Below are 12,400 nucleotides of genomic sequence, written 5' to 3' on the forward strand. Positions count from 1 at the left end.
GCCTGCAAGCCAGCACCGCGAGAGGTCATGTTCACTTTGCAAAGACCTCCAGCAGTCGGGGCGCAATTCTATCCAGTGGGCGAATTTCAACAGCAGCATCAATCGCCGCCGCCGCTTTGGGCATGCCATACACCGCACAGCTCTGCTGATCCTGGGCGATGGTCAAATATCCTTGTTCACGCATGAGTTTGAGACCCTGGGCACCGTCGCGGCCCATGCCGGTCAGCAATACACCGACCGCGTCGCCGTTCCAGTGGCTGGCAACGCTCTCGAAGAACACATCGATGGACGGCCGGTAAATCTCGTTCACCGGCTCGGCGGTGTAGGCCAGGGTGCCGTTTTTCAACAGGCGGATATGGTGGTTGGTGCCGGCCAGCAACACCACGCCACTTTGCGGCGGCTCGCCTTCGCGGGCCAGGCGCACCGGCAGGCCCGAGGCGCTGCTCAACCATTCGGCCATGCCGGCGGCGAACACCTGGTCCACATGCTGCACTAGTACGATGGCCGCGGAAAAGTCCCGGGGCAAGCCCTTGAGCAGGATTTCCAGGGCAGCCGGCCCACCCGCTGACGAACCAATCGCCACCAGGCTCTCGCGTTTGCCGGGGCTGCGCGGGGCTGTGGTCTCGGCGCGCACGCGGCTGCCGCGCTGGCCGATCAGCCAGCCGATATTGAGGATCTTGCGCAGCAACGGCGCCGCCGCGTCCTTGGGATTGCCCACGCCGAGCGCCGGCGTATCGACCACATCCAGGGCGCCATGGCCCATGGCTTCGAACACGCGGCTGACGTTGGCCTGGCGGTCCACGGTGACAATCACGATGGCGCATGGGGTCTCGGCCATGATCTGGCGCGTCGCCTCCACGCCGTCCATCACCGGCATGATCAGGTCCATGAGGATCAGGTCCGGGGTTACTTCAGCGCAGCGCTGCACCGCTTCCAGGCCATTGCTGGCCACCCACACCACCTGATGCGCAGGCTCGAAACTCAGGGCACGGCGCAAGGCCTCCACGGCCAGGGGCATGTCATTGACGATCCCAATCCTCATGCCCGCGCCCCTCCGATCAGCTCGACTACGGCGTCGAGCAGGGCGTCGTCATGGAAACTGGCCTTGGCCAAATAATAGTCGGCGCCGGCATCGAGGCCACGCCGTCGGTCTTCTTCGCGATCCTTGTACGACACCACCATCACCGGCAGCGATTGCAGGCGACTATCACGACGCAACAATGTGACCAATTCAATACCGTCCATGCGAGGCATATCAATATCAGTGATCAACAGGTCGAACTCTTCCGAACGCAGGGCATTCCAACCATCCATGCCATCCACCGCCACGGCGACTTCATACCCACGGTTCAACAGCAATTTGCGTTGCAGCTCACGCACGGTGAGCGAGTCGTCCACCACCAGCACACGCTTGCGCGGCGCTTCGGTGGCCTGCTGGCTGCGCCGGGCGATACGCTCCAGGCGGCCGGTATTGAGCAACTTGTCCACCGAGCGCAGCATGTCTTCGACATCGACGATCAGCACCACCGAGCCATCATCGAGCAAGGCGCCGGCGGAAATATCCTGGACCTTGCCCAGGCGATCATCCAGCGGCAACACCACCAGGGTGCGTTCGCCGATAAAGCGCTCCACGGCAATCCCGTACACCGCATCGCGCTCGCGGATCACCACGACCTTCAACGTATCCGCCGGATTCTGCCCCGCAGGGCGCTGCAACAGCTGGCTGGCGGCGACCAGGCCGACATGGCGGCCCTCGTGCCAGAAGTGCTGGCGGCCTTCCAGTTGCACGATGTCCTCGGGCGCCAGGTCGCACATGCGTTCGATATGCGCCAGTGGGAACGCATAGGCTTCCTCGCCGACTTCCACCACCAGGCTGCGCACCACCGACAGGGTCAGCGGTACCTCAAGATGGAAACGACTGCCCTGCCCCGCCGTTTGCTCCAGCTCAACCGCACCGCGCAGTTGGCGCACCATGTGCTGCACCGCATCGAGGCCGACGCCACGCCCGGACACTTCGGTGACCTTGTCGCGCAGGCTGAACCCCGGCAGGAACAGGAACGTCAGCAATTCCTCTTCGCTCAGGCGCAGGGCGGTTTCCAGCGGCGACAAATGCCGATCGACGATGGTGCCGCGCAAGCGCTCCAGGTCGACACCGGCGCCGTCGTCGCTCAGTTCAAGCACCAGCAACCCGGCCTGGTGCGAGGCGCGCAGGCGGATCAAGCCTTCCGCCGGCTTGCCCGCCAGCAGGCGTTGTTCGGGCATTTCGATACCGTGGTCGACGGCGTTGCGCAATAAATGGGTCAGCGGCGCTTCGAGCTTTTCCAGTACGTCGCGGTCGACCTGGGTCTTTTCACCCTCGATCTCCAGGCGCACTTGCTTGCCCAGGCTGCGGCCGAGGTCGCGGACCATACGCACCTGGCCCGCCAGCACGTCGGCAAACGGGCGCATGCGACAGGCCAGTGCGGTGTCGTAGAGCACCTGGGCGCGCTGCCCGGCCTGCCAGCCGAACTCATCCAGCTCGGCGGTTTTTTCCGCCAGCAGGGCCTGGGCTTCGCTCAGCAGGCGGCGAGTGTCGGCCAGGGCTTCCTGGGCTTCGAGGTTCAGGCCCAGGGTCTTGAGCTGGCCATCCAGGGTGTCCAGGGCGCGCACGCTCTGGCTTTGGATACGCTTGAGGCGCTGCATGCTGGACAGATAAGGCTTGAGCCGCTGGGTTTCCACCAGGGACTTACTCGACAGGTCGAGCAGGCTGTTCAAGCGTTCGGCGGTCACGCGCAATACACGCTCGCCACCTTCGGTCATGCGTCGATTGTGACGCGGCAGCTCAGCGCTCATGGGCGGCGCGGGCTCGGGCTCGGGCTCAACGGGCAGCTCTTCGACAACCGCAGCCGCCAAGGGCTCTGGCGCAGGCGGTGCTGGCGGCGGCGAGGCCTTGACGGGCGCCTGGGACGGATCGAGCAAGCGCTCCATCAATGTCACATACGCTTCAACGTCCGCCGGGCCCACGGTGTTGCCCGGCGTGGCGATGCGCATCAGCAGGTCGGTGCCTTGCAGCAAGGCGTCGATGTGTTCGGGTTGCAGGTACAGGCGGCTTTCCTGGGCGCTGACCAGGCAGTCTTCCATCACGTGGGACACGCTGACCCCGGCGTCCACCCCGACAATCCGCGCCGCGCCCTTGAGCGAATGGGCGGCGCGCATGCAGGCTTCGAGCTGGTCGGCCTGGGTCGGGTTGCGTTCCAGGGCCAGCAGGCCCGCGCTCAATACCTGGGTCTGGGCATCGGCTTCCAGGCTGAACAGTTCCAGCAGCGACGCGTCGCGCATCTGGTCGGGGGTCATGTGAGGCTCCGGGTCACGGCAGACAACAATTGCGCCTCGTCCAGCCACCGCAGGCTACGGCCTTTCCACTGCAACACACCCTGGGTGTAACGCGCGCTGGCCTGGGTGCCGGAGGCCGACGCCGCCTTCAAAGTGCGCTCATCGATGGCATGAATGCCGTCGACTTCATCCACCGGCACCACCACCGGGCCGTCCTGCGCGGCGATGATCAACATGCGCGGCATGATCCGCCCGCCGCTCGCGCCATTGCCGGTGGCATCCAGGCCGAGCAGTTCCACCAGCGACAAGCACGCCACCAGCGCACCGCGCACATTCGCCACGCCGAGCAGCGCACGCGAGCGTTGGTGCGGCAGGGAGTGGATCGGTTGCAACGGGGCGACTTCCACCAGGCAGCGGGTGGCGATGCCCAGCCATTCCTCGCCGAGGCGGAACATCAGCAGCGAGCGGGTGACCACCTCTTCGCCGACTTCGACGGCCGCCCGTGGGCGATGGTCGTCCTGCTGCAACGCGTAACGGTCGAGCAAGCGCGTGGCCGCCGCGGAATACACCGCGCAGTTGCGGCAATGGATATGGTCCACCAGCAGCGGGCAGGATTTGTCGCCATGGATACCGATACGGTTCCAGCAATCGTCGATGGCTTGGGTGTCGGCCAGGGTCAGATCCAGGCCGGCGGTATCGAGCGCTTCGGTGTTACTCATCGTTTGGACTCACTCTCAGCTCGCTCGCTACGCGCGGCACGCGCCTGCAAACGGCGCGCCCCCGCACTGTCGCCCTGGGACTCAAGCAACGCGGCCAGGTGCATCAGCGCCTGCGGGTGCTGCGGTTCCAGGTACAAGGCCTTGCGGTAAAACCCCTGGGCTTGCAGGGCACTGCCGGCCACATCGCTGAGCAGGCCCAGCCAGTAGAACACCTGGGCGGCCGGCGGGTGATTGCTCAAATAGCGCTCGCACGCGGCGCGGGCCTCGGCGCTTTTGCCTTCGTTGGCCAGGGTGGCGATCTGGCTGAGCAAATCGCCCGCATCGGACGGCGACGTCTTGATCGGCACCACCTGGGCACTGACCGTGCTGAACGGGCGCGGCTTGACCGGCTGCGAAGCTGCCGTGCGCAGCGGTGGCGGCGCTGGAATCGGCGCGAACACCGGTTCGGGCTTGAGCGGTTCGGCATGTCGGCTGAACGCAAAGGACTGCGGCACACCAATCGACTTCATGCCGTGACGCCCCAGCAGGCTACCTTCGGCGGGGCCGATGAACAGCACCCCGTCGACGTGGGTCAGCTCCTTGAGCACATCGAAGACTTGCTTCTGGGTCGGCTGGTCGAAGTAGATCAGCAGGTTGCGGCAGAACACAAAATCGTAGCTCGCCTCATTCGCCAGCAGCGTCGGGTCGAGCAGGTTGCCGACTTGCAGGCGCACCTGCTCACGCACGCGCTCGCGGATATGAAAGCCGTCGGCGGACTCGTTGAAGTGCCGGTCACGAAAGCCTATATCGGCACCCCGAAACGAATTCTTGCCATACACCCCGCGTCGCGCGCGCTCCACCGACAGCGGGCTGACGTCCAGGCCGAGCACCTTGAACTGGTGCGGTGCAAGGCCGGCATCAAGCAAGGCCATGGCAATCGAATAGGGTTCTTCGCCGGTGGAACACGGCAGGCTGAGGATACGCAAGGCGCGCATCTGCTTGATCTCGGCCAGGCGCGCCTTGGCCAGGCGGGCCAGGGTGGCAAAGGATTCGGGGTAACGGAAAAACCAGGTTTCGGGGACGATCACCGCTTCGATCAGCGCCTGCTGCTCATCATGGGAGCATTGCAGGTGCTGCCAGTAATCATCCGCCGTCTGCGCCTGCACAGCCTGGCTGCGTTGGCGCACGGCACGCTCGATGATCGCTTCGCCGACGGACGCGACGTCCAGGCCGATGCGTTCCTTGAGGAAGTTGAACACCCTTTGGTCGCTGCTCATAGGCTCGACTCGGCAGAAAACAGCAAGGCGCGCACGTCGTCGGTCAGCAGGTCGTCGACGCCAATCCACTGCATCAGGCCCTGGGGATCTTCCCGCACCGGCCCGAGGTACGGCGCCTGGTGATTGTCCAGGCCATAGGGCTGGAACTCAGCGGGATCGCAGCGCAAGGTGCCGGTGGCTTGCTCCAGGATCAACCCCAGCCAGCGCGGCGCAACCTCGGGCACGGGCTGGTAATTGACCAGCACCAGCCGCGTGCTGGTACGGGCCTGGGCCGCGCAGCCAAAGGTCAACGCACTCAGGTCGATCACCGGCACCAACGCACCACGATGGGCAAAGATCCCGGCGACCCACGCCGGCGCATGGGCGATGGGTTTGAGCGGCAGGCGCGGCAGCACCTCGGCCACTTCCGTGGCCTTGAGGGCGTAGCGTTCGCTGCCGATGTGGAACACCAGGAACAACGCCTTTTTCGCTGCCGGGACGGCGCCGCGTTTAGCCGCGAGGTCGCTCATCAGACTTTGAAACGCGACACGCCGCTGCGCAGACCCACCGCAACCTGGCTCAGTTCATCAATGGCAAAGCTGGCCTGGCGCAGGGACTCGACGGTCTGGCTGCTGGCATCTCCCAACTGCACCAGCGCGTGGTTGATCTGCTCGGCGCCGGTGGCCTGGGCCTGCATGCCTTCGTTGACCATCAACACCCGCGGCGCCAAGGCCTGTACCTGGTGGATGATCTGCGACAGCTGCTCGCCGACTTGCTGCACTTCAAACATGCCGCGACGCACTTCTTCGGAGAATTTGTCCATGCCCATCACCCCGGCGGACACCGCCGACTGGATCTCGCGCACCATCTGCTCGATGTCGTAGGTGGCCACGGCGGTCTGGTCGGCCAGGCGCCGCACTTCGGTGGCGACCACGGCAAACCCGCGCCCGTATTCACCGGCCTTCTCGGCCTCGATGGCAGCGTTGAGGGACAGCAGGTTGGTCTGGTCGGCGACCTTGACGATGGTCACCACCACTTGGTTGATGTTGCCGGCCTTCTCATTGAGGATCGCCAGCTTGGCGTTGACCAGATCGGCGGCGCCCATGACCGAGTGCATGGTTTCTTCCATGCGCGCCAGGCCTTGCTGGCCGGAACCGGCGGCCACCGAAGCCTGGTCGGCGGCGGTGGAAACTTCGGTCATGGTGCGGACCAGGTCCTTGGAAGTGGCCGCGATCTCACGGGAAGTGGCGCCGATCTCGGTGGTGGTCGCCGCGGTTTCAGTGGCGGTGGCCTGTTGCTGCTTGGACGTGGCGGCAATCTCGGTGACCGAGGTCGTGACCTGTACCGACGAGCGTTGGGCCTGGGAAACCAGGGCCGTGAGTTCGGTCATCATGTCGTTGAAGCCGGTTTCGACGGCGTTGAATTCGTCCTTGCGCTCCAGGTTCAGGCGCTTGCTCAGGTCGCCGTCGCGCATGGTGCCGAGGATTTCGACGATGCGCTGCATCGGCGCCATGATCGCGCGCATCAGCAACAGACCGCACAGGCCGGCGGCCAGGATCGCCACGACGAGGGACAGGAACATGCTGATTTTCGCCGCCGATACCGCGTCATCGATGGCATTGGTCGCACGGTCGGCGACGTCTTTGTTTTGGGTGATGATGTCGTTGAGCTTCATGCGGCCTGCGGTCCAGGTCGGCGTGAGCTGGGCATCGAACTCTTTGCGGGCGCCCACCTGGTCACCGCGCTGCAGGCTGTCGAGCACTGTGGCCAGGCTCTTGTTATAGGCCTGGTGCAGGGCTTCGAATCTGTCGAACTCGACCCGATCTTCAGTGGTGGCGATGGTTTTTTCGTAATTGCGCAGTTCCTGCAAGACGCGCCCTTCATAGGACTTGAACTCGGCCCGGTCGGCGTCGCTCAGCTGCTTGTCGGCGCGCAGGCCAAGCAATTCCAGGGTTTGCAGGTAACTGTCGACCCAGGCGCTGCGGATCATCGAACTGAGATAGACCCCCGGCACCGCGTCGTCACGCACCGCGACTTCGCTGGTTTCGATCTTGAGCAACCGTGAATAAGAGACCACAACCATTAACAGCATGATGGCGATAATGACCGCAAAACTTGCCAAGATCCGTTGGCGCAGGGTCCAGTTCTTCACAGTAATTCCTCGAAGGGCCATTCAAATGGAGGGGAGTATAGCTGAGCAGAAGCCCTCATTAATCAACGGGTTTTGCTGGAATGCTCACATAATCCAAAAACTACCCGGGTAACCGATAGAGACGGGAGCCGCCCTCCTTCGGAACAACGCCTGACTCGGAAAAAAATGTGGGAGCGGGCTTGCTCGCGAAGGCGGTGGATCAGTCAGCACATTCAGTGACTGAAACAGCGCATTCGCGAGCAAGCCCGCTCCCACAGTTTAATCGGTGTTTTGCAGGGAGTTATTGGCTCAGGCGCACCTGTTTTTCCAGCTCGGCCTTCAAGCCGGGCTCTAGCTTGAGCTGACGGGCCAATTCATCCAGATAGGCCTTTTCCATAAAGTTTTCCTCGTCCACCAGCATCACGCTGGCGATATACATCTCGGCGGCCATTTCAGGGGTGCCTGCGGCACGGGCCACGTCGGCCGGGTCCAGGGGTTTGTTGAGCTCGGCGTGCAGCCAGCCCTGCAGCTCGCGGTCGTTGTCCAGCTTGGTGAACTCGCCTTCGATCAGCGCGCGCTCGCGCTCATCGACGTGGCCATCGGCCTTGGCCGCCGCCACCAGTGCCTTGAGGATGGCCTGGCTGTGCTGCTCGATCTGGGCCGGGGGCAGGCGGTCGACGGTCTGTGGCTCGCCCTTTGGCGCATTGGCCTGTTGCGCCTGCCAGTTGCCATAGGCTTTGTAGGCAATCACACCCAATGCAGCCAGGCCGCCGTAGGTCAGGGCCTTGCCGCCGAACTTGCGCGCCTTTTTATTGCCCAGCAACAGGCCCATAGCGCCCGCCGCCAGGGCGCCGCCGCCCGCACCGCCCAACAGGCTGCCCAGACCTGCGCCGCCGAGCAGGCCGCCCAATGCGCCCTTTTCGTCTGATTTACGCTGCCCACCGGCCTTGTTTTGCAGCATGTCCTGGCCAGACTTGAGCAGTTGATCGAGCAATCCACGGGTATTCATTCGTAGCCTCCAGACACTGGGTTCGTAGGACCAATAGGCCACCAGCGTAAAACTAAGTGCCAAAAACCCCCGATCTAGAGTGCTTCCAGATGTAACGCGGCTACCCTTCGCTAAAACCGATATACACTCGGGTAAATCTATAAAAACACCCCACTGGTAATTCCAGCATGATGACCTTGCGTCAAATCCGGCACTTTATCGCCGTGGCCGAGACCGGCTCGATCTCGGCCGCCGCACAGACCGCGTTTATTTCCCAATCGACTCTGACCCTCGCTATCCAGCAACTGGAGCAGGAAATCGGCGTCAACCTGTTCAATCGCCACGCCAAGGGCATGACCCTGACTCACCAGGGCCATCAATTCCTGCGCCAGGCCCACCTGATCCTCGCAACCGTCGATAACGCCAAGCGCAGCCTGCAACAGAGTACCGACCAGGTGGCCGGGCAGTTGATCATCGGCGTGACCAGCCTGGTGGCCGGCTATTACCTGGCGGACCTGCTCACACGTTTCCAGCGTGCCTACCCCAACGTGGAAATCCGCGTGATGGAGGACGAGCGCCCATATATCGAACATTTGCTGGTCAGCGGTGAAATCGACGTGGGCGTGCTGATCCTCTCCAACCTCGAAGACCGCCACGCCCTGCAGACCGAAGTGCTGACCCACTCGCCGCACCGCCTATGGCTGCCGGCGCAGCACCCCCTGCTGGAACACGACAGCATCAACCTCGCCGACGTAGCGCGCGAACCGCTGATCCAACTGAACGTCGACGAAATGGGCCACAACGCCCAGCGCCTGTGGACCAGCGCCGGCCTGCAGCCGCGGGTAACCCTGCGCACGGCCTCCACCGAGGCCGTGCGCAGCCTGGTGGCCGCGGGCCTGGGCGTGTCGATCCAGCCGGACATGACCTACCGCCCCTGGTCACTGGAGGGCGACATCATCGAAGCACGGCCGATTGCCGACCTCAGCCAGACCCTCGATGTGGGCCTGGCCTGGCGCCGTGGCACCGCACGCCCGGCGCTGGTGGACCCGTTCCTGACGGTCGCCCGCGAACAGCCGCACCCACGCAAGCCATCTATTTAATCGAATGCTGCATTCAGTATTTAGTATTTGTTGACCTCGTGCCTGACCTCTAGTCTCTGTACATCCATAAGAGAAAGGTCAGGCCCTCGTAAGAGAACGCCCATGGCCACACAAGAAAAGAGATCGCGAAAAATGTCCGGCGCGCCCACCCCGCTGCTCACTGCGTTGCTGATCGACGGCGAACTGGTCCAGGGCCAGGGCTTTGTCGAACCGATCCTCAACCCGGCCACCGGCGAAGTGCTCACCCAGATCGCCGAGGCCAGCACCGAGCAGGTCGAAAGCGCGATCCTCGCGGCCCACCGCGCCTTTGCCGGTTGGTCGCGCACCACGCCGCAACAACGTTCGAACATTTTGCTCGGCATTGCCGATGCCATCGAGAAACAAGCCGACTACCTGGCCCGCCTGGAATCCCTGAACTGCGGCAAGCCCTTGCACCTGGCGCGCCAGGATGACTTGAGCGCCACCGTCGACGTGTTCCGCTTCTTTGCCGGTGCCGTGCGTTGCCAGACCGGCCAGCTCAGCGGCGAGTACCTGCCGGGCTACACCAGCATGGTGCGCCGCGACCCGATCGGCGTTGTCGCGTCGATTGCACCGTGGAACTACCCGCTGATGATGGCCGCGTGGAAAATCGCCCCGGCCCTGGCCGCCGGCAATACCCTGGTGTTCAAGCCGTCGGAACACACGCCGCTGTCGATCCTGGCCCTGGCCCCAGCCCTCGGCCAATGGCTGCCACGCGGGGTGATCAACATTGTGTGTGGCGGTGGTGAAGGCGTCGGCAGCCATTTGGTCAGCCACGCCAAAGTCCGCATGGTCTCGCTGACCGGCGACATCGTCACCGGGCAGAAAATCCTGCAAGCCGCGTCAAAAACCCTGAAACGCACGCACCTGGAATTGGGCGGCAAGGCCCCGGTGATCGTATGCAACGACGCCGACCTGCAAGCCGTGGTCGAGGGCGTGCGCGCCTATGGTTACTACAACGCCGGCCAGGACTGCACCGCCGCCTGCCGCATCTACGCCCAGGCCGGGATCCACGACAAACTGGTCGCCGAACTGGGCGCCGCGGTCAGCAGCCTGCGCTTCGCCGGCAAGCGCGACGCCGACAACGAACTCGGCCCGCTGATCAGCACACGCCAGCGCGATCGCGTGGCCAGTTTTGTCGAGCGCGCCCTTGGTCAACCGCACATCGAGCGTGTAACCGGCGCCGCCGTGCATTCCGGCGCGGGTTTCTATTACCAGCCGACCTTGCTTGCCGGCTGTAAACAAAGCGATGAAATCGTGCAGCGTGAAGTGTTCGGCCCGGTGGTCACCGTGACCCGCTTCGAAGAACTGGAACAAGCGGTGGACTGGGCCAACGACTCCGAATATGGCCTGGCCTCCTCGGTCTGGACCCAGAACCTGGACAAGGCCATGCAGGTGGCGGCGCGCCTGCAATACGGCTGCACCTGGATCAACAGCCATTTCATGCTGGTCAGCGAAATGCCCCACGGCGGCTTGAAGCGTTCGGGGTATGGCAAGGATCTGTCCAGCGATTCGCTACAGGACTACAGCGTGGTGCGCCACATCATGGCGCGCCACGGCCAGCATCTTTAAAACAACAACTAAGCTCATGCGTCACCGGCTGCAAAAAACTGCCCCGACCATAATTAAAGAAGAGGGAACCCCCATGTCCGCGCACAAGACCGCACTGCTCAGTGCCCTGGCCACCGCGCTGCTGGCCAGCGCCAGCCTGCAGGCCGCCGAACCGCTCAAGGCCGTAGGCGCTGGTGAAGGCCAGCTGGATATAGTCGCCTGGCCCGGCTATATCGAGCGTGGCGAAAGCGACAAGGCCTACGACTGGGTCACAGGCTTCGAGAAGGAAACCGGCTGCAAGGTCAACGTGAAAACCGCTGCCACTTCTGACGAAATGGTCAGCCTGATGGCCAAGGGCGGCTACGACCTGGTCACCGCCTCGGGCGATGCGTCGCTGCGTCTGATCGTTGGCAAGCGCGTTCAGCCGATCAACACCGCGTTGATTCCCAATTGGAAGAACATCGACCCGCGCCTCAAGGATGCGCCGTGGTATGTGGTCGGCCAGCAAACCTTTGGCACCCCGTACCAGTGGGGCCCGAACGTGTTGATGTACAACACAAACGTATTCAAGACCGCGCCCACCAGTTGGAACGTGTTGTTCGACGCGCAGAACCTGCCGGACGGCAAGCCGAACAAGGGGCGCGTGCAGGCCTATGACGGCCCGATCTACATCGCCGACGCGGCGCTGTACCTCAAGTCGACCAAGCCCGAACTGGGCATCCAGAACCCCTACGAGCTGACCGAAACCCAGTACAAGGCCGTGCTCGACCTGTTGCGCGCCCAGCAACCGTTGATCCACCGCTACTGGCACGACACCACCGTGCAAATGAGTGACTTCAAGAACGAAGGCGTGGTGGCCTCCAGCGCCTGGCCGTACCAGGTCAACGGCCTGCAAAACGAGAAACAGCCGATTGCCTCGACCATCCCCAAGGAAGGCGCCACCGGCTGGGCCGACACCACCATGTTGCACAGCGAGGCCAAGCACCCGAACTGCGCCTACAAGTGGATGGATTGGTCGTTGCAACCGAAGGTGCAGGGTGATGTGGCGGCCTGGTTCGGCTCGCTGCCGGCTGTACCTGCGGCGTGTAAGGAAAGTGAACTGCTCGGCGCCGAAGGCTGCAAGACCAATGGCTTCGATCAGTTCGACAAGATCGCCTTCTGGAAAACTCCGCAGGCTGAAGGCGGCAAGTTCGTGCCGTATAGCCGCTGGACCCAGGACTACATTGCGATCATGGGCGGCCGCTAAGCCCTCCAGATAACACAGGCCCCATGTGGAGCGGGCTTGTGTGGGAGCGGGCTTGCTCGCGAATGCGGTGTGTCAGCCAACACATCCATAACTGACCCAC

The 12,400-nt window shown here is 63.5% G+C and carries 10 protein-coding genes; 3 read left to right on the forward strand and 7 right to left on the reverse strand.

Annotated elements, in window-relative coordinates; genetic code table 11:
• Positions 1–31 precede the first annotated feature (31 nt).
• The 7 genes from OPU96_RS19215 to OPU96_RS19245 all read right to left on the reverse strand — a co-directional run bounded on the left by OPU96_RS19215 (position 32) and on the right by OPU96_RS19245 (position 8,406).
• On the reverse strand, positions 32–1,042 hold the full coding sequence (locus OPU96_RS19215) for a chemotaxis response regulator protein-glutamate methylesterase (RefSeq protein ID WP_226455895.1): 1,011 nt from the start codon (positions 1,040–1,042) through the stop codon (positions 32–34).
• Entirely contained in the window at positions 1,039–3,333 is a 2,295-nt protein-coding gene (locus tag OPU96_RS19220) for a hybrid sensor histidine kinase/response regulator (protein ID WP_498559516.1), read from the reverse strand. Before OPU96_RS19220 ends, OPU96_RS19215 begins: the two co-directional genes overlap by 4 nt.
• Positions 3,330–4,031 (reverse strand): chemotaxis protein CheW, encoded by a 702-nt coding sequence (locus tag OPU96_RS19225; RefSeq protein ID WP_226455897.1) that lies wholly within the window; start codon positions 4,029–4,031, stop codon positions 3,330–3,332. Before OPU96_RS19225 ends, OPU96_RS19220 begins: the two co-directional genes overlap by 4 nt.
• Complete coding sequence (locus tag OPU96_RS19230) at positions 4,028–5,287, reverse strand: CheR family methyltransferase (RefSeq protein ID WP_305392174.1); 1,260 nt, start codon at positions 5,285–5,287, stop codon at positions 4,028–4,030. The genes OPU96_RS19225 and OPU96_RS19230 overlap by 4 nt, the downstream gene beginning before the upstream one ends.
• Positions 5,284–5,796, reverse strand: coding sequence for a chemotaxis protein CheW (locus tag OPU96_RS19235; RefSeq protein ID WP_226455899.1), 513 nt, complete (start codon positions 5,794–5,796; stop codon positions 5,284–5,286). Before OPU96_RS19235 ends, OPU96_RS19230 begins: the two co-directional genes overlap by 4 nt.
• The gene (locus OPU96_RS19240) at positions 5,796–7,418 is read right to left on the reverse strand and encodes a methyl-accepting chemotaxis protein (RefSeq protein ID WP_226455900.1); all 1,623 of its coding nucleotides are present in this window, start codon (positions 7,416–7,418) and stop codon (positions 5,796–5,798) included. The genes OPU96_RS19235 and OPU96_RS19240 overlap by 1 nt, the downstream gene beginning before the upstream one ends.
• 280 nt (positions 7,419–7,698) lie before the next feature.
• A complete protein-coding gene (locus OPU96_RS19245) occupies positions 7,699–8,406 on the reverse strand; it encodes a tellurite resistance TerB family protein (RefSeq protein ID WP_226455901.1) in 708 nt (235 codons plus the stop codon).
• Positions 8,407–8,573: 167 nt separating this feature from the next.
• Between OPU96_RS19245 and OPU96_RS19250 the strand changes: the two genes are divergently transcribed.
• From OPU96_RS19250 to ydcS, 3 genes are all read left to right on the forward strand, one after another.
• Positions 8,574–9,485: a LysR family transcriptional regulator gene (locus OPU96_RS19250; RefSeq protein WP_071488759.1), complete on the forward strand. Its 912-nt coding sequence runs from the start codon at positions 8,574–8,576 to the stop codon at positions 9,483–9,485.
• Between the two features lie 132 nt (positions 9,486–9,617).
• Entirely contained in the window at positions 9,618–11,075 is a 1,458-nt protein-coding gene (locus OPU96_RS19255; protein WP_498559517.1) for a gamma-aminobutyraldehyde dehydrogenase, read from the forward strand.
• A gap of 73 nt (positions 11,076–11,148) precedes the next feature.
• The gene (gene ydcS / locus OPU96_RS19260; protein ID WP_305392172.1) at positions 11,149–12,300 is read left to right on the forward strand and encodes a putative ABC transporter substrate-binding protein YdcS; all 1,152 of its coding nucleotides are present in this window, start codon (positions 11,149–11,151) and stop codon (positions 12,298–12,300) included.
• Positions 12,301–12,400 lie beyond the last annotated feature (100 nt).

This window comes from Pseudomonas sp. RP-B7 (genome assembly GCF_059803535.1).